The sequence below is a fragment of the Ruegeria sp. AB8 genome (assembly GCF_056542605.1).
Genome location: NZ_JBQGAB010000043.1, coordinates 1 through 17,607 on the forward strand (window position 1 = coordinate 1; position 17,607 = coordinate 17,607).

The following is a 17,607-nucleotide window of genomic DNA, read 5'->3' on the forward strand; positions in this document are numbered from 1 at the left end:
CAAATCCGCCGCATAATCAAACCAACCAGATGAGCCACATCCTCTCTTAGATCAGAGCGCCATCTGTCCCAAAATCCCTGACGACGGACAACTGCTTCGCCTGTTCCAGAACTCAGGCTTTTCACGTCGCACAAATGCAGGCAGAACGTCTAAGGTACAAGCACCGCTGCTCCTTGCAGCTTGCCTTCCCGAAGGTGATCAAGCGCGTCGTTGGCTTTCTCAAGAGGATAAGGAATTACTTCCGTCCGAACACTTGCAGCTTCAGCAAGAGTAAAAAATTCTCTGCCATCCTGACGCGTAAGGTTTGCGACGGAGGCTATTGATCGCTCTTCCCAAAGATCGGCGTACGGGAAACTTGGAATATCGCTCATGTGGATTCCCCCACAAATAACACGGCCTCCCTTGCGCACAGACTTTAACGAAGCAGGCACCAAAGCTCCGACTGGAGCGAAAACTATTGCGGCATCCAATGGTGATGGTGACGTCTCCGAAGAGCCTCCTGCCCAACTTGCACCAAGGTTTCGCGCAAAATTTTGCGCGGCTATATCGCTATCTCGAGTAAAGGCGAAAACTTCAATACCCTGATGTTTCGCAATCTGGCAAAGAATGTGTGCGGCGGCGCCGAAACCATAGATGCCCAGTGTCTGGACCTTGCCTGCGAGTTTTAAACTTCGGTAGCCGATTAAGCCCGAACATAAAAGAGGTGCCAGGGAAACGGGGTCAGCTTTTTCGGACAATGGGAAAACAAACTTGGCATCAGCGACACAGTACTCGGCGTATCCTCCATTGATCGTATAGCCAGTAAACCCGGGGTGATCACACAGATTTTCCCGTCCTTCCAGGCAATAAGAGCAATTCCCACACGTTCGCCCGAGCCAGGGCACACCAACGCGCTGCCCTTCTTGGTAACCTTCGACATTGGTCCCCAATCTTTCGATGCAGCCAACGATCTCGTGCCCAGGGATAAGCGGGAGCTTTGGTTCAGAAAGATCGCCGTCAATAACGTGCAAGTCGGTTCGACACACGCCACATGCCAGAACTTTGATAAGCACCTGGTTGGCGGCGGGTTTCGGGGTCGGAACATTTCTGAGTTCCAGTTTTGAGACGGCATTGCCAAAAACCATTGCTCGCATAGTTTTTTCCTCTGGATCTCCTTTGTTGCCGACATTGACGCAGCGCATTGCAGAAATTCTGAATGCGTCGGTACCACAGAATAGTATCCGGTCCGTTTGCTTTATTTTAGCGTACGGTAATCACCGTGCAGTCTGCACGCTGATTGACTTTTTGCGAAACGCTGCCTTGAAAGATCCGTTGAACCCGGCCCAAGCCGCGGTGGCCTATAACTATTGTGTCTGCACCGATTTCACTGGCCATTTTTAGGATGCCTTCATCGTAATCCCCATTGTTTACCCGTGTCGAAACGCTCTTCGCGCCTGCATCCTTCGCGCGTCGCGCCGCTCCATCAACGATTTTCTCGCCAATCACTGTGATGATACGCTCTCTGTCTGCGCGTGACAGGGGGCCCGAAAATACCGCGTCAATATTGGATGGAATGTCGCCCAAATGAAGCTTCACATCGCTTTTGACTTGCTGAACTAAGTGCTCGACCTCAGTCATGCGGCCCAATTCTTCAATGCGAGCGCCATGTTGAAGAACATGGCCGATAGTCATTGGCACATCCAGTCTGAGCGCCAGGTCTGTAGCGAATTCAACGGCACGATCAGCTGTTTCAGAGCCGTCAGTTGCGACCAAGATATTCGAAATCATTGCTTCCCCTCCGTTTTGAAAGGCCAAGACTGACGGGTATCAGAGGAAGATGCATTGATGCAGGTCAATAGCCTCAGTGAACTCGAAACTTGCGATTTCCGCCGTTGCCAACCTTTTGACCGAGGTTCGAGTGGTGTTGAAGCCTGGAGGTTTGCCGTGAAAAGCGGTTTGTTCAAACGCATGTAACTTCAGCTAAATCTGCATTTGGTTTTGCTAAGATAATGCAATGTCGACTATTATTTGATTGGGCCTTGATCAAGGATGCATAGTCTGTGTGGTTGGTTGAGGGTCTGAGGTTGTGCTGTCTGCGGACGCAAGTACCAGTCTGTTTGAAAGATTTCGCTTATGCCACAAGAGCCACCGAAAGATCCCGGCAGTGGGCCAAAATGGCCAGAGTGGATTTATTATGTTGCGCTTGTTGCCACGATGGGAACTTTAATTGTCGCAAGTTTCTTTGCGCCGCCTACCGATCTGACCGCTACGACGATTTCATATAGCGGCGTGAAAGAGATCATTCGTGCGGGACGGGTTCGTTCAGCAGAATTAAGTGATCACAGCATAACGGTTCGCGCTACCTCTGCAGACGGGGATGGTGAGCAAGCTTTCCGGGCCGTTGTGCCAAGCCAGAGCGACCCGGATTTGTTGGCGCTGCTGGAAGATAACGGTGTTGATGTTACTGCGATTGAGCCATCTGGAACCTCGGTCTTCGTCTATCTTATTCCGTGGATATTTATCCTGGCCCTGTATTTCTGGTTTCAAAGACGAATGACGGGCGGGATAGCCGGCGGTCCGGGAGGTATTTCTGGTGGTCTACTAAGCGGTCGTTTCTCAAAACCAAACGAAGCTAGAAGAAAGGTAACCTTCGAAGATGTCGCGGGGCAGGATCAGGCTAAGCGCGAAGTAATAGAGTTAGTAGAGTTTTTACGCGACCCAGAGCGTTTTGCCCGTGTCGGCGCTGAGGTCCCACATGGGGTTTTGCTTGTTGGCCCCCCGGGGACGGGCAAAACGCTTCTGGCCAAAGCCCTTGCCGGCGAGGCCGACGTACCATTCTTTTCGACATCTGGTTCCGAGTTTATTGAGATTTTCGTCGGCGTTGGCGCAGGAAGGGTGCGTAAACTCTTTGAAGAGGCGCGTAAGGCTGCTCCCTCCATTATTTTTATCGATGAGTTGGACAGCGTCGGACGTACTCGCGGAACAGGGCTTGGCGGTGGTCATGATGAACGGGAGCAGACACTGAACCAGATACTTGCCGAGCTTGATGGATTTAGTGGCCGAGAATCTGTTGTTGTGCTGGCGGCGACCAATCGGCCAGATGTGCTGGACCCAGCCTTACTCCGGCCTGGCCGTTTCGACCGTCATGTAACACTGAACTTGCCTGAGAAAGATGCCCGGCGGGCTATTCTTGACATACATGCAAGAAAACTGCCGCTTGAAGATACTGGCGACCTGGGTTGGATCGCAGCAGGAACGCCGGGGTTCTCGGGGGCTGACCTGAAAAACTTGCTCAATGAGGCCGCAATCGGAGCAGCGCGGCGCAGAGCTGATCTGATTTCTCGCAACGACCTTGATGAAGCGCGTGACAAAGTGATGATGGGGACTGTCCGCACTCTTGCGATACGACCCGAAGAAAGGCACCGTCTTGCCGTGCACGAGGCTGGACACACCGCCGTTTGTTATTTCACGCCAGAAGCTGACCCCTTGTACAAAGTGACGATTATTCCGCGAGGTCACGCACTTGGGGGGACACACTCATTGCCGGAAGCAGAGCGTCATACCCTTAGTGAAACGTTTCTCAGAGATCAGATTGTTGCGTTGCTTGCGGGGCGAGCGGCTGAGCAACTATTCCTGGGAACGGTCAGTTCCGGCGCTGACGACGACATCCGAAGGGCTACCGAAACCGCCAGACGTATGGTGACAAGGTGGGGGATGACCGAAGAACTCGGCCCAATCGACCTGCGGCAAAGCGACGACCACCCATTTCTGGGACGTACAATCGCGCAGCCGACGAACATAGCTGATACAACGGCAGCACAAGTAGACCGGGCGGTTATGAAAATGCTCATTGACGCCGAAGCCAGAGCAATTTCCACTCTCGAAGAGCACAAGCCCGAGGTCGAGACGTTGATTGCAGCGCTTGAAAAAAATGAAACTCTGGACTTCTCGGAAATTCAGGCCTGCCTGGATCCAGAACGTACAATTGAGCAGCCGCAGCAAACTCGGAGTTCGGTGACCAAAATACCGGCGGTTCCGCAGAACTGATACCAAGATTATCAACTACTGTGTTCGCTGGCCACGCAGCAAATGTTCAACTTCTTTGGTTCAGTGCAGACAGCAAAGTCAGGCCAACGGTGCTTGAGCCAAATCAATGTGGCGCGCCACTTGAACAGCTACGGTTCTCAAGTTGGGAGGCCAAAAAGATTTCGATAGAATATGCCGAAATCTGTCAGCGGTAGCGCAGGCCGAGACCAACGTATTCGTGGAAAACGGACATTTTGCTGTACAAGGCGCCGCGCTATGCGAATTTTACAACGGAGAGTCTAGCCGACAGTCAATGGCAAGTGTGAAACACTGGAGAAGTAATCGTTTTCGCAAATTAACCTTGTGAACTGGGCAGCCTAGGCGATGAACAAACCTCAACCGACACGAGCAATTAGCCGATCCAGTCGCATGATCGACTTCAGCCCATTGGCTCGTCGGTACGCGAAGGCTAGGGTTTGGAGTTTGAATCGACAGAACCCCTCTGTTGTTCAATCGACGCTGTTGACTAGGCTTGTTCGCCGCGCGTCTAAAACGAAGTTCGGACAAGCCCATGGCTTTGACCAAATCTCCAAACTCAGAGACTACCAGCAGCGAGTGCCTATCCGCCAATACGTCGAGTTCTGGCAGGAGTGGTGGCAGGCAAGATACCCCGATCTCATCGACCAAACTTGGCCGGGGCGAATTCCGCATTTTGCAATGACCTCCGGGACAACAACGGGTCGCTCCAAATACATTCCATATTCGACCGAGATGCGGCGTTCTGCGGCGCGCGGATTTCTAGATCTTTTGTGTCACCACTTTGTTAATCGACCGGGCAGCAGGGTGCTGGGGGGCTCTGTACTTGGTTTGACCGGCCCAACTGACTTGCAGCACGCCACTCCAGAGGTGGATGTGGGTTCCGTCAGTGCCATCACTGCAGGTGCAATGCCAAACTGGTTTGAGGGTCGAGTGTTGCCAACCCCCGATATTGCCGGGATCGCAGATTGGGAGGAAAAGATCCGCCGTCTGGCACCCCTATCTTTGCAGAGAGACGTGCGTTTTTTGGGGGGTTCACCAAACTGGTTGCTTATCTTTTTGGACGAACTCGCAAAAGATCGGGACACTTCGGGAGTAAAACTAGTCGATTGGTATCCAAACCTAGAGCTTATCGTTCACGGTGGCGTAAATTTCGCTCCGTACCGGCAGCGGTTTGTGGCGCTGATGCAGGGAGGCCACGCAGAAACACGAGAGATGTACTCTGCCAGCGAGGGCGTATTTGCCTACGCCGACCGAGGCGACGGGGAGGGTATGCGCCTGCACCTGAATGGTCATGTGTTCTTTGAGTTTATTCCGGCGGAACAGCTCCATTCCAAAAATCCCGAACGGTACTGGGTTGGAAACATTGAAACCGGAGTTGATTACGCCTTGGCAATTTCGACAGCCGCCGGACTGTGGTCGTATATTGTAGGGGATATTGTGCGCTTCTTGGATCTCTCGCCACCGCGCTTGTTGGTGGTCGGGCGAGTGGAAAACGGGCTGTCCGTCTTCGGTGAACATCTGATTGAAGCGGAAATCGCGGAGGCAGTAGCTGTGGCCGCATCGAACACAGGACTCTCCGTTGTCGACTATAGTGTGGGCGCAGTTTGCGAAGATCAGCGCAATCGCCATCTCTATCTCGTCGAAGTAGAGGGAGAACCTCATCCGAATGCTGCGGAAACGTTCGCTTCAAAAGTCGACAAAGTCTTGTGCAGCCGAAATGAAGATTATTCCGAGTTACGTGCAAAAGGTCTCGCGCTTACAGCACCAGTGGTGAATTTCGTTTCCTCGGGAGGTTTCCTCAGATGGATGAAATCTCGTCGTGGCTTGGGCGGTCAATATAAGGTTCCCAGGATCGTGACAGATGCCAGTTTGTTCGATGACATGCGCAAGGCGATTTTGAGCCAGTCAAACGAAGGTCAAACTCATGACGGTTGAGGTGATTTGGCAAGACCCCAGCTTACTCAGACTGATCACGCGATCGGATGAACCTTCGGCGGCAACCGTTGAATTGCTCGGACATACAGTCTGGGGGAGCCGATCCACGAAATACCGCATTATTGATGTCCCAAATAAGTTGGCTCGGTTACGTGACCCAAGTTTTTTCGTTTTGTCTGATGCCGGGCAAGAGCTTTGCGTTTTCGTTCTGGATAAGTGTCTGAAATTGTTAGCGGGGAAAAGGTGCCATGGTTTCCACTTTGTAATGGCCTCGACTAGGCCTGATAGACAGCACGAGGGACTTGCAGGGCAGCTGATTGAGCATGTTCGGAATTATTGCACCTCGACCGTCGGGACACCGGGGTTTGGATTTGCCTATGTCGAAGAAACGACTGAATACTCGCTCCACCTATCGGATCAGATTGGTCATACGGTTGAGGCCAACATACCTCTGGCTCTTTTTTCGCGGTTTTTTCCGCGCAAGGATCCAAAAGTGGGCATGGTCCGTCCCGAGGAAGCGGAACAGGTTTTGGCCGAGTTGGAGCAGGCTTATCAAGACCACGAATTGACCGACTTCCGCTCTTCATTCAAATCGGATGAGTGTTTTGCTGTAAGAGAAGGAGACGCGATAATAGCGCTTGCTCAGGCAGAACTGTTGAGGTGGTCGATCGTCTCGATGCCCGGAATCCAAGGGGCATTTTTTCTTAGGATTCTCCCATATTTGCCTGGGCTAAATAGCGTTTTCTGTTTGCAGGATCTTAGGGTCGTCAGATTTGGAAATCTGGTCGTGAAAGAGGGACAGGAAGCGGTGTTCTTTAAGCTATTGGAAGCCTGCTTGCATCATTACCAAGCCAAGATTGGCCTGATAATGCTTGATGAACGAAGCGGCGTTTTACGTCGCATTCAAGAATGTGGAAAAATGGGCCTCTTATCTCATGCCATGTCAGGCTCAGCTAAATTGAGGATCGACGTAGTCGGAATGGGCGAGGATATGATCGCGAAGTTGCGAAACGGTCCTGTAATGGTGAGTGCTGGTGACGTCTTCTGATCGGTCACTCGCCAACTATCTTGCGTCCCAGCGAACCGGGTATGATCTTGAAGAACAATGCCACAGCCCTATTGAAAAAACCCGGGATACAGATTGGTTGGTTTTTTTCTACGGCGCGTATCGCGGTAGCCGCGACATCATTCGGCTCGCTCCACATCCACTTTGGGATCGTGACGGATTCTACTGTTCCACCTGCTGCGGCCTGAAATCCCGTGCGTGTGAAGCCGGGGCACACAGCGGTAACGTGCACGCCGCTTGGTTTCATTTCCGCCCGCAATGCGATTGAGAACTGAGCAAGGTACGATTTTAAAGGGTAGTACAGTGTTCCTCCTGCGTGAGGTGGAACAAATGCCGCCAGCGAGGATACGTTTATGATCCGCCCTGATCTTTTTTCCTGCATTGCGGGAGCAATAAGATAGCATAGTCGCACTGGAGCCGCGCCCATGACTTCGATGGTTTCTCGATGCCTGTCCCATTCCACCTCACACAGGTTTCCAGGAACGCCGAACCCGGCATTGTTCACAAGGATGTCCACTTGGATGTTTTGCTCAATCAGATAATCGAACAAACTTTGAGGCGTCTCAGGGATAGCAAGGTCTCCAACCCAAACTTGGACGTCTATTCCGTACTTTGATCGCAGTTGTGACGCCAACAATTGTAAGGGATCATTCCGACGTGCGACGATGAGTAAATTGACGCCTTCGGATGCGTATTCTTCCGCAAATGCCCGCCCAATCCCCGAAGATGCTCCTGTAATGAGTGCCGTTCTGTTGTCTAGCGGTTCCAACGTCACGCGCTCCTAAAGGTTCAGGGTCTCACGCATTTCGGCAAGACAACCCAGCAGGAAGTCAATCTGCTCGCGTTCGTGTTGACAGGTCATTACAAACCTGATGCGAGCCTGGCCGAGCGCAACAGCGGGGTAACGAGCATGTGGTGCGACGATACCGCGATGTCTAAGCAGGCGGGTAACCTCGGCCGCTTTTAGTTCGTCGCCAATCAAGGTTGGGACAATGTGTGCTTCACTGCCAAGAGTTTCATACCCACGGGATTCCACTTCACGTCTGAAATAAAATGCATTCTCAAGCGCTTTTTCGCGTCTCCAAGGCTCGCGTTCAGCAATGTCGATAGCTTCGGTTACCCCGGCTGCGATGGCTGGCGGCAATGGTGCGGAGAAGATGTATGTCCGTGCAGAAATACGCAAAAAGTCGATTACTTCCTGATCCCCGGAAACATATCCACCGACGCCTCCAAAAGCCTTTGTAAATGTCCCCATTTGCAAGTCCACGTCGGTTGTGGCGACCCCGTGGTGTTCGAGGCTCCCCCGTCCATTGGCCCCGAGCATACCGACCCCGTGTGCATCATCGATCATCAGCATGGCATTGTGCTCGCGAGCCAAATCGGCCATCGCCGGGATTGGAGCTATGTCTCCATCCATGCTGAAAACGCCATCACTTACCAAAAGCTTGGAAGGCATTTTCGATTCGCCAATTGCCTTAGCGAGGTATTTCATATTCTTGTGTGGGAACCTGCTGATCTTCGCCTTAGCAAGGCGGACGCCGTCTACGACGCTTGCGTGGTTCAGTTCTTCACTAAACACCTCCCAACCAACGGCGTCATTTTCTCCAAGCTTGTCTTGGCTGGGATGGCCAAGATGGGTTTCGGCCAAAGACTGAAGAAAGTCTACTTTCATAAGCGCAGGGATCACCCCGACGTTAGCCATGTACCCTGCCGCAAAACAGATCGCGTCTTCTTGGCCAACGAATTCGGCGATACGCTGCTCGAGCGCTCTGTGAACATCGATGTTCGCTGCCATCTGTCGTGATCCGCCGGATCCGAGCCCGTAGCGCTCCAGTGCTTTTTGGGCCGCTGCTTTGACGTCTGGATGGTTGGAAAGGCCTAGTAGGTTGTTGGAGCAAAATAGCAGATGATCTCGACCGTCGACCCATATCACAGGCTCGGTCGTCGCGCTGTTTACGATAGGGTTGTTTGGGTACAGCCCTGAGTTTTGCACGAGTTTCGTCAAGGACATTATTCGTGTAGCTGGTGAAGAAGTAGTTCCTGCCATAAGTCGAACCTTTCTTTCCAAGCTTCGAATTGTCGAGCCGTTCAAGGCGCACTCCGACAGGTTAACCCGCCAAACGTTGAATGAAATTGATTTGAATCATGGAGGTTTTGAACGCGATCTCGGAAAATTAAACATGCTTGAGAAATCGCCAACCAGCGGGGCGGATGTAGCGCTGTGCCAGACGATTCCCGAAGCATTCGAAGCAAGGGTCAACGATACGCCTGATAGCCCCGCCTATATTCAATTCGTGAACGGTGCCTGGCGGACACTGACTTGGCGCATGGTGAATGAGCGTGTTGTCAAACGCCGCGCTGCCTTCGCGCAAGCTGATTTGCGCGCCGGGGATCGGATCGGGATTTTCTTACCGAACTGTGTCGATTGGATAGTCACTGATCTGGCGGCCATGTGCGAGGGGTTGGTAACTGTTCCGGTCTACACGCGGGATAGTGTTGCCAATATTTGTCACGTTCTGCGCGACAGCGGTGCAGTTTTATGTGTGACCGACAGTATCGATAGATGGGAAGATTTGGGGGCTGAACGTAAGTCCTTGACCGTATTGAAACAAGTTTGGCTGGTTAGTGGGGAAGGGCCGAATAAAGGTCGAGCGATGGTTTGCCCCGACATAGAGATCGGAAGTTACAAAGAAGATCGAGGTGAATTTGGTTCGCCAGATGATTTGGCGACACTTATTTACACCTCCGGCACTACGGGGCCTCCTAAGGGTGTGATGCTAACTTACAAAGCGCTCCTCTGGAACGCGGCGACTGTGGGCGAAATCAATCCAATTTCCGAAAAGGACTTATTCCTGTCCGTCCTTCCTTTGGCCCACGCATTCGAGAGAACCCTGGGCTATATCTGTCCCATGCTTGCGAACAGCCCGGTGGCTTTCGCGCGCTCCATTCAAGACTTGGCTGAAGACATGCGGGCTCTGCGTCCGACCGTCATGCTTGCGGTGCCGAGACTCTTCGAGAGAGTCCATGATAAAGTGATTTCGGAAGCAGAAGGTTCGGTAATAGCCAGCAGGCTGTTAGCTTGGACAGAGGCAATCGGCTGGCGCCGTCGGCAAGTTGTTGAAAATAAACTGCCGCCTCCTTCTATTGTGGCTAACCTTTATTGGACCCTGATCGGTAGACGTGTCAGCAGGCGTGTGCACGAAGTTTTCGGGGGGCAAATTAGAATGCTGGTTTGCGGTGGTGCGCCTTTGTCCGCAGATACATCTAGGTTTTTCGCAGCAATGGAAATCCCGCTGCTTCAGGGGTACGGACTCACAGAGGCTGGACCTGCAGTAACCGGGTCGACAATTGATGATCGTCGCTGTGACAGCGTCGGCTTCACGCTTCCGGGCAGCGAACTAAAAATAGGTGATCGGCAAGAACTGTTGATCCACTCACCGAGCGCTATGATCGGCTACTGGAATAACCCAGACGCGACAAACGATGCCTTCGATCAAGATTATTGGCTTCGTACAGGCGATGCGGCCGAGATAATCGATGAGCGTGTTTATATAAGGGGAAGAATAAAGGACATCCTCGTGCTATCGACCGGGGAAAACGTCAATCCAACGCCTATAGAAGCAGCTCTGGCTGCCGATCCTCTGATCGAACAGGTCTGTGTGTTGGGTGATAGCAAGCCATGGTGCTCGGCGGTTGTCGTTGTAAATGCACCGAAATTCCAAGCTTGGTGCGAAAAGACGGATGTTTCCTTAGCTAACCCAATGTCCGAAGAAGTTCGACGGAATCTGGTTGAATATCTAACAAATAGATTGGAAGATATCCCGCCCTTTGCCCGCATCCGCGACATTGTCATCGAGACTGAACCCTGGTGTCTAGAAAACGGTCTAATCACGCCGACACTAAAGCCTAAGCGAGCTAGAGTTCTAGCAAAGTATGAGAAAGCACTCTCAGATCTTTACCGCTGAATACATATTTCTTGTTGCGCCTTACCACCATTGGCGCACGCGCAATGCAGGGTCTTTTTTGTATGCCAGCGGGTGACAAATACGAAAACGGTGTGAACTTTCAAACGAATCCAATCCTTGGTCATCTGCCCCACATCAAGGAGTTGGACGGGTTTCGAATGCTAAGATAGGCTTGTTAAGTGGTTAAGCTGTTTTTCGCTTTTTGCTGCCCGCTCCAATAGCCGTTTCCGAAGTCAACGAAAACAAGTGGAGTTGGCACCCCTAAGGACGCTGACTTGCTTCAAATCTTGAAGGGCAAAAAACTCAATTTTAGTGGGCTTGAGACTATGAAAAAACTGACGGCAGTAATCCTGGTTGGCTCCGTGTTTTATCCGTTTCAGAGTTTGGCGGAAACAGTTCCAACACAAGGCGAAGATCTATTCATCGCACACTGCGCCAAATGCCATGGCGTTGATGCACAGGGAAATGGGCTTGCGGCGACAGCCGTGAAAACACAACCTCCGGATTTGACCAAGATTGCCGACCGAAGAAGCGGGGTTTGGCCAATGCTAGAAGTGATGTCGATCTTGGATGGCTATCTAAAAACAACGAACCCACGTGAGGACATGCCCGTTATCGCCGAGTTAAGCGAAGGCTCTACGGTCGAATTTGATACGGGAAATGGCTTGGTAGCAGAAGTTCCTGCCAAACTCATCGCGTTGACCGAGTATCTGGAGAGCATTCAATCTCCCAAGCCGCTTAGTTACGTGCCGTGAACACCGAGCCGAAACAGACTTTTCTTGGTCACCGGAGGCAAAGATGATTGTTGAAGACCAAAGCGAAGTAGTGGCTTTCCTGTCGGACCCAGCCACGTACGGCATCAATAATAAAATCGATGTTATCGAAACACATATCTCAATCGTTTTTCTTGCCGGAAGTCGAGCATACAAGCTGAAGAAGGCAGTCTATTTGCCTTATGCAGACTTCTCAACTTCTGAAATTCGGTCAGAGGCATGCGCAAAGGAGTTGCAACTTAACAAAATCACTTCGCCCGAAATCTATCTCGGCGTGCGGCACATTACTCGAAGCGGCTCAGGGTTGAATTTGGACGGGCAGGGCGAGTTTGTTGACGCAGTTGTTGAGATGGTACGCTTCGATCAAGATGCAATTCTGGACCAAATGGCTGTGCGTGGAGAGTTGAATGCGGACGTGATGAGTGTCCTGGCCAAGACGATCGCCAAAGCTCATCAGTTGGCAAAAAAGGTCCAAGCCAATGGGCGTGAAAATATCGAAGCCGTCCTAGATATTAATCATGCGGGGTTTCAGCAAAGTTCGGTGTTTTCCAAGGCTGAAGTTGACCTAATGGACGGGGCTTTTCACGCAGACTTGAAGCAGAAGGCACCTATCCTCGACAAACGCGCCGCGCGTGGTTGCGTTAGACTGTGCCATGGTGACCTTCATCTTCGAAACATTTGCCTTTACGGCGGGCGCCCCAGACTCTTCGACTGCATCGATTTCAATGACCAACTGGCGACAGTTGACGTTCTTTATGATCTAGCCTTCTTAGCTATGGACCTTTGGCACAGAGATTTACTTCAGTTCGCGAACCTCGTCGTAAATCACTATCTAGATGTTTCGGAAGAAGAAGACGGTTACCCTTGTTTGCCGTTTTTTATTGCTCTTCGAGCAGCGGTCCGAGCGCATGTCCTCGCGACCCAATCCGAAGACCCACATGTCGAAGACGCAAACGACAAGCGGCAAGACGCCCGCAGTTACTACGATCTGGCAATATCTATCTTGGGTGCCTCGAAGCCACGCTTAGTCGCGATCGGCGGCTTCAGTGGTAGCGGCAAGTCGACTATGTCGAGTGCAATCGCTCCTGCCATCGGATCTGCGCCGGGTGCAAGGGTGATAGAAAGTGACAGGACTCGCAAAGCAATGTTTGGGTGCGATCCACACACCAAGTTGCCGGACCATGCCTATGCGCCTGAGGTTTCGGATAGGGTGTATGGTTCAATGGCGCAGCGAGCCGGCTCACTTTTAAGCGGTGGAAGCGCGGTGGTGGTCGACGCCGTTTACGATCGCCCTAGCCGAAGGAAGGAAGTCGAACTGGTCGCGCGAGAAGCTTGCGTTCGCTTCGACGGCATCTGGTTAACCGCGGCGCCGGGAGAACTCAAACGACGCGTTCAGACACGGCCTAAATCAGCTTCTGATGCGACTCCGAGAGTGCTTGAAAGTCAGTTGCAAAAGCACTTGGGTCCGATTGATTGGAACCATATTAAGACCTCTTGTACGATAGAAGAAACGCGGTTGAAGATTTTGAAAACGCTGGCCTGAAACTGTCAGAAGAGCTTGGGTTGAGGCAGGCAACGCAGTTGCGTAGCTTTTGCCCGTGACCAGACTTGCCTCTTTCAAGTACTTTAAAACCAGCCCCGAGATCATCCGCCTTGTGGTGATGTTATACACCCGCTTCCCGCGCTCGCTTCGGAATGTCGAAGATCCGCTGCATGAGCGAGGCATCAACGTTGGCCATGAAACTGTCCGGTACTGGCGGAACAGGATTAGTCCAGTTTTCGCCGCAGAGATCCGCAGAAAACGCGTCCAGTAACTGCGCGCATTCTCAAAATGGAAGTTGCACGTGGACGAGGTTTTCGTGAAGGTGAATGGCAAGCTGCATTATCTTTGGCTGGCCCTCGATCACGAAGGTGAAGTGCTGGAAGCCGTTGTCACCAAACGCCGAAACAAAACTGCAGAGTCAAATTTTCTGAAGAAATTGATGAAGCGACGCGGTTGTGCAGAGGAAATAGTCACAAACCTCTTCGCATCCTACAAGGCGGCGCTCAGAGATTTGGGTGCTCTCGAAAAACAACTAAAGGGCCATAGGCTCAACAACCGGGTAGAGAATTCGCATCTTCCTCTCCGGCGACGAGAACGCGCCATGCAATGCTTCAGGCGCATGCGAAGTTTGCAGAAATTCGCATCCGTCAACCCCTCTATCTGAAGCCACTTCAACTAAGAAAGATCGCTCGCCAGCCGAGACACTTTCAAGCTGACACGTAACGCTGCTCTCGCCGAGTGGCGCGAACTTGGTGCAACTTAAAGGGCAACTATATTGGCCTAGCTGAGACTGGTTTGAATTAGTCTGACAGCACCTAAGCCGTGATTAGTCAATTGACCGGGATCAAAGTACTGGTTGAAAAGAAACGTTAACTTTGATGCACCGTTTCGGAAAGATCACTCGTATGAAATATTGGCTGCTTATGGTTCCTCTTCTTTTGATGGGAACCACTACAGAAAAAACAACTACCGGAAAACCGCTGTACTTGCAAAACTGCGTGTCTTGTCATGGTGTTGATGGAAAGGGCGATGGGCCTGTGGCTGCGCGTTTGAGTACACCGCCGCCAGACTTGACGAGAATTGCAGCGCGGCGCAACGGGGTGTGGCCCGCTCTTGAGATCATGGAGATACTGAGCGGGTATTCCCGCAACATTCTCCCGCGAGAGGATATGCCGATTATTGTCGACCTTTTGGACAATGAAATGAGTGAATTCGATAGAGGCAATGGTGAGCCAATCCTAATGCCCACTAAGCTGATCGCGATCGCAAATTACCTTGAGGCACTGCAGGATCCCACTCCAAAGTCTTTTCTTCCCTAAAGAAATATGGAGCTGAGCGAAAGGCTAATTATTGATGAACAGAAGGATAAGGGGGATTAGCATATGAGTTTGAAGCTTGCTTGTCTCGCCTGTGGTCAGGGAAATAGGGTTCCGGAAGGCCGTCTGCGCGCTTCTCCTAAATGTGGAAAATGTGGTGCCCTGCTCGTGCCCCGGGCTCCCATCGATGTCTCTCTCGACGTTTTACAGAAGGCGGAACGTATCGACGACGTTCCATTGATTGTGGACTTTTGGGCCGCATGGTGTGGGCCTTGCCGCATGATGGCGCCAGAGTTCGCCAAGGCCGCTCAGGCGCTCAAAGGTCGCGCGCGCCTCGCCAAGCTCGATACTGAGGCATTTCCGACGGCGGGAGCCCGGTATGGCATCCGTGGCATTCCACTTCTGATTGCCTTCCAAGGTGGCAAAGAAATCGGACGGCGGACTGGCGTGATATCCGCACGCGACATAGCAGACTGGGTCGGCACAAGCACTGGCACGACACTTGATGGACATGCGGAATGAGCGATGATCCTTGCTAGGTTTTGTCAGAAGCACTTGGCTTGATGCGGAGCAGGGGGCTTTCGTGGCCTCAGCTTATGAATAAAAGATCGCCATTAAAGTACTACAAAACCAACCCCGAGATTATTCGTCTGGCCGTTAACCAGCAGGTTTGTCCGCAGAGTGCTCGTTCAAAAAAAGCGGATCCCGCTGGGGGTTTCTCAGTGGGCGAGGAAGACCGGTAACTTGGTCTGTTCGACCATCGACCGGGTCGTTCCGCCCAAAACAGTCTGGATCATCCGGGCCTGACCGTATGCTCCCATCACGATCAGATCTGAGCCGGCTTCCGCCGCGCGGTCCTGAATAACATCGGCGACGGAGCGTCCACCGCTGGGATACTGTGACAAGGTTACCAAGCATCCATGATGGCTGAGCCATGTGGCCACATCGGTTCCGGGATCCTGCCCGTCACGGTTAACCGTGGTCACAGGGTCGATACATCCTATAATCACCTCGCGCGCGTCCAGCAGATGCGGTAGGGCGGCGTGAACTGCTGCAGACGCGGCCTCGCTGCTGTCCCAGGCGACAAATATGCATTCGGAATTTCGTGCTAGGTTGGCATTGATCCGAAATCCGATCGGTGAGTGGAACAAAACGCCGGATGCCGCTTCGGTCATCAGATCGCGGGTCTCCCGCAGACTTTGAGAAAAGATCGCCTCATCGCTGACACGGGCAAAACGCGCAACGACATGTTTGGTATCCATGCTTGCAGTAAGGACAGCCTCAACCTCCCCCGACGCATTTCTCTGTGCGAGCAGCTGTTCAATGATATCACACCGGAATTTGAGATTAGCTTGCGTGGAGGCTAGGGTCTCCTTCCAATCGTCCGGAATATTCAGCCCGCCATATGGCGGAACCGAGTAGGAATATGCAGGCAAGGCTGGGGCCATATCAAGCATAAGACAAAGCAAATGATGGTCCTCTCTTGCGGCCATTTCCGCAACCTTGCCGATCTCGTGGTCCTCGGTTTTAACATTCATAACAAAAAGTATGGTTCGGCGTTCCATAGGGGTCTCCGTTGAAGTTTGGCGCCAGTCGGAGGCCTTCAACTGTATCATGAATTGTATTTCGGCCACACGCCTTTCGCCGTCGTATAGAATTCTAACCTGTCAATTCTCCCATGCACTTTGGGAGAGAGGCGCTGACACGGAAAGCGGCAACATTGTCCGCGTTGTGGTCAAGGCCATATTTTCTTCCAGCGTCTGCTAGCTCACGAAGCAGCCGTCCCACTGAGTGTAACGTTCAAGTTGTATCGCCCTAGGATCTGCGGATCTGCACCTTGGTATCTTCCGACTTTGCCGGTGCGACCTTAGGAATAGTGATGGTCAGCACTCCATCCTTTAAGTGTGCATCGACACTGCCGGCATCCGCGTCCGGCGGCAGCCGAAAAGACCGACTGAAAGAGCCATACTGCCTCTCAGAGAAGAACCATGTCTCACCTTTCTCTTCGCGTTCGGTCTGCTTTTCGCCCTTCAGCGTTACAACACCGTCATGAACACTCAAGTCGATGTCTCCTTCAGCCACCCCTGGCAGTTCGACGCTTATACGGTAAGTGTCTTCCGATCCTGAGGCCTCTGATGCGGGGGCCAACCATTCGGATACACGCGTCCCCGCCTGCCGAAGAGGTTCATAAAGCGAAGGCCAGAAGCCACTGGTGTGAGATTTCTCAACCATTATTAGGTTCTCCTCTTTGATAGGTTGGAGAGATGTTGAGCTGGCCGCCGTTCCCCGTCCTTGATACGGATCAAAAGGGCTTGGCTGCAATGTCCGCGGAGCAGTCGTTCACACCGAGTGCAGCGAAGGTCCGCTTCGAGCCGATTGTGTTGAAAAACTCCGTTTTTGCCGAAAACCAGTGAAAAAATTACCCGTTGAGAGGTCGTCGAGATTTTTGGCCAGGGGGTCGGCCAAAACACTGGTTTGGCGATGTGAGAGGCTGTCATGGCCCTCTCTGGGCAATTGGTGTCGACTTTGATGGCGCAATGGAAATTGGCGGAAAATTGAGGTGGCCGAATTTTCGAGTTTTTCAACACAATCAGCCCAAAGCAGACTTTAACGCAGTTACAGCAGTTGGCATTACGGCCGTCGGACCTTCACTACGTGGGAGGAATAATCACATCGCTCACTGCCTCGACATTCACCTTGGAAAAGCACTAAATTTAGAGAGAAGTGAATGTGCATCCCACATCAGAATTTGCCGTGTCGACGATTTCCGCTTTGCTTCAACGTAATTGGCGTTTTGAATCATTGCCCGCGTCTAGAAGCGAAGTACTTAAGCGCCTTGGTTGGCGTTTCGATCTGGGCATAGTCGGTCTCAGGGGTCTTGTCAGAAGAACTTTGCTTGAGCGGGGCAGGGCGGTTGCGTAGCTTTTGCCCATGACCAAACCTGCCTCTTTCAAGTACTTCAAAA

At 52.1% G+C, this 17,607-nt stretch carries 14 protein-coding genes and 2 pseudogenes; 10 read left to right on the plus strand and 6 right to left on the minus strand.

The window, feature by feature from the left end:
- Window positions 1–149: 149 nt before the first annotated feature.
- Both ACR0CG_RS22640 and ACR0CG_RS22645 read right to left on the minus strand, forming a co-directional pair.
- Window positions 150–1,181 carry a zinc-dependent alcohol dehydrogenase family protein gene (locus tag ACR0CG_RS22640; protein ID WP_480527697.1) on the minus strand — a complete coding sequence of 344 codons (1,032 nt, stop codon included), beginning with the start codon at window positions 1,179–1,181 and terminating at the stop codon, window positions 150–152.
- A gap of 58 nt (window positions 1,182–1,239) precedes the next feature.
- A complete protein-coding gene (locus ACR0CG_RS22645) occupies window positions 1,240–1,767 on the minus strand; it encodes a universal stress protein (protein WP_170680650.1) in 528 nt (175 codons plus the stop codon).
- Between the two features lie 345 nt (window positions 1,768–2,112).
- On the opposite strand from ACR0CG_RS22645, the gene ftsH reads away from it, so the two are divergent.
- The 3 genes from ftsH to ACR0CG_RS22660 all read left to right on the plus strand — a co-directional run bounded on the left by ftsH (window position 2,113) and on the right by ACR0CG_RS22660 (window position 7,027).
- Window positions 2,113–4,026: an ATP-dependent zinc metalloprotease FtsH gene (gene ftsH, locus ACR0CG_RS22650; RefSeq protein WP_170824818.1), complete on the plus strand. Its 1,914-nt coding sequence runs from the start codon at window positions 2,113–2,115 to the stop codon at window positions 4,024–4,026.
- A gap of 462 nt (window positions 4,027–4,488) precedes the next feature.
- Window positions 4,489–5,979 (plus strand): GH3 family acyl-acid amido synthetase, encoded by a 1,491-nt coding sequence (locus tag ACR0CG_RS22655; RefSeq protein WP_480527700.1) that lies wholly within the window; start codon window positions 4,489–4,491, stop codon window positions 5,977–5,979.
- Entirely contained in the window at window positions 5,969–7,027 is a 1,059-nt protein-coding gene (locus ACR0CG_RS22660) for a hypothetical protein (protein ID WP_480527702.1), read from the plus strand. The genes ACR0CG_RS22655 and ACR0CG_RS22660 overlap by 11 nt, the downstream gene beginning before the upstream one ends.
- A 4-nt stretch (window positions 7,028–7,031) precedes the next feature.
- Here the strand turns inward: ACR0CG_RS22660 and ACR0CG_RS22665 are convergent, their stop codons facing one another.
- Both ACR0CG_RS22665 and ACR0CG_RS22670 read right to left on the minus strand, forming a co-directional pair.
- Window positions 7,032–7,814, minus strand: a complete 783-nt coding sequence (locus ACR0CG_RS22665; protein WP_170680639.1) for an SDR family NAD(P)-dependent oxidoreductase — start codon at window positions 7,812–7,814, stop codon at window positions 7,032–7,034.
- A 12-nt stretch (window positions 7,815–7,826) separates the two neighbouring features.
- Entirely contained in the window at window positions 7,827–9,092 is a 1,266-nt protein-coding gene (locus ACR0CG_RS22670) for an aminotransferase class I/II-fold pyridoxal phosphate-dependent enzyme (RefSeq protein WP_480527704.1), read from the minus strand.
- On the opposite strand from ACR0CG_RS22670, the gene ACR0CG_RS22675 reads away from it, so the two are divergent.
- The 7 genes and pseudogenes from ACR0CG_RS22675 to ACR0CG_RS22705 all read left to right on the plus strand — a co-directional run bounded on the left by ACR0CG_RS22675 (window position 9,010) and on the right by ACR0CG_RS22705 (window position 15,164).
- The gene (locus ACR0CG_RS22675; RefSeq protein ID WP_480527706.1) at window positions 9,010–11,010 is read left to right on the plus strand and encodes an AMP-dependent synthetase/ligase; all 2,001 of its coding nucleotides are present in this window, start codon (window positions 9,010–9,012) and stop codon (window positions 11,008–11,010) included. The genes ACR0CG_RS22670 and ACR0CG_RS22675 overlap by 83 nt on opposite strands.
- A gap of 275 nt (window positions 11,011–11,285) precedes the next feature.
- Complete coding sequence (locus tag ACR0CG_RS22680) at window positions 11,286–11,765, plus strand: cytochrome c (protein ID WP_170680630.1); 480 nt, start codon at window positions 11,286–11,288, stop codon at window positions 11,763–11,765.
- A 43-nt stretch (window positions 11,766–11,808) separates the two neighbouring features.
- Window positions 11,809–13,326, plus strand: a complete 1,518-nt coding sequence (locus ACR0CG_RS22685; RefSeq protein ID WP_170680627.1) for a bifunctional aminoglycoside phosphotransferase/ATP-binding protein — start codon at window positions 11,809–11,811, stop codon at window positions 13,324–13,326.
- A gap of 55 nt (window positions 13,327–13,381) precedes the next feature.
- Window positions 13,382–14,089: pseudogene (locus ACR0CG_RS22690) on the plus strand (IS6 family transposase).
- A 142-nt stretch (window positions 14,090–14,231) separates the two neighbouring features.
- Window positions 14,232–14,645, plus strand: a complete 414-nt coding sequence (locus ACR0CG_RS22695; protein WP_480527709.1) for a c-type cytochrome — start codon at window positions 14,232–14,234, stop codon at window positions 14,643–14,645.
- Window positions 14,646–14,708: 63 nt separating this feature from the next.
- Window positions 14,709–14,792 (plus strand): annotated as a pseudogene (locus ACR0CG_RS22700) (thiol reductase thioredoxin); the annotation flags it as partial.
- 18 nt (window positions 14,793–14,810) lie between these two features.
- Window positions 14,811–15,164: a thioredoxin family protein gene (locus tag ACR0CG_RS22705; protein WP_480527714.1), complete on the plus strand. Its 354-nt coding sequence runs from the start codon at window positions 14,811–14,813 to the stop codon at window positions 15,162–15,164.
- 197 nt (window positions 15,165–15,361) lie between these two features.
- On the opposite strand, the gene ACR0CG_RS22710 is transcribed toward ACR0CG_RS22705, so the two are convergent.
- Window positions 15,362–16,207 carry a universal stress protein gene (locus tag ACR0CG_RS22710; RefSeq protein WP_480527711.1) on the minus strand — a complete coding sequence of 282 codons (846 nt, stop codon included), beginning with the start codon at window positions 16,205–16,207 and terminating at the stop codon, window positions 15,362–15,364.
- A gap of 250 nt (window positions 16,208–16,457) precedes the next feature.
- Window positions 16,458–16,874 (minus strand): Hsp20/alpha crystallin family protein, encoded by a 417-nt coding sequence (locus tag ACR0CG_RS22715; RefSeq protein WP_170603058.1) that lies wholly within the window; start codon window positions 16,872–16,874, stop codon window positions 16,458–16,460.
- Window positions 16,875–17,607 lie beyond the last annotated feature (733 nt).

Bases quoted from the DNA above. Each gene is read 5' to 3' on its own strand.
- ACR0CG_RS22640 (WP_480527697.1), bottom strand. From the start codon at position 1,181: ATGCGCTGCGTCAATGTCGGCAACAAAGGAGATCCAGAGGAAAAAACT.
- ACR0CG_RS22645 (WP_170680650.1), bottom strand. From the start codon at position 1,767: ATGATTTCGAATATCTTGGTCGCAACTGACGGCTCTGAAACAGCTGAT.
- ftsH (WP_170824818.1), top strand. From the start codon at position 2,113: ATGCCACAAGAGCCACCGAAAGATCCCGGCAGTGGGCCAAAATGGCCA.
- ACR0CG_RS22660 (WP_480527702.1), top strand. From the start codon at position 5,969: ATGACGGTTGAGGTGATTTGGCAAGACCCCAGCTTACTCAGACTGATC.
- ACR0CG_RS22670 (WP_480527704.1), bottom strand. From the start codon at position 9,092: ATGGCAGGAACTACTTCTTCACCAGCTACACGAATAATGTCCTTGACG.
- ACR0CG_RS22685 (WP_170680627.1), top strand. From the start codon at position 11,809: ATGATTGTTGAAGACCAAAGCGAAGTAGTGGCTTTCCTGTCGGACCCA.
- ACR0CG_RS22695 (WP_480527709.1), top strand. From the start codon at position 14,232: ATGAAATATTGGCTGCTTATGGTTCCTCTTCTTTTGATGGGAACCACT.
- ACR0CG_RS22710 (WP_480527711.1), bottom strand. From the start codon at position 16,207: ATGGAACGCCGAACCATACTTTTTGTTATGAATGTTAAAACCGAGGAC.
- ACR0CG_RS22715 (WP_170603058.1), bottom strand. From the start codon at position 16,874: ATGGTTGAGAAATCTCACACCAGTGGCTTCTGGCCTTCGCTTTATGAA.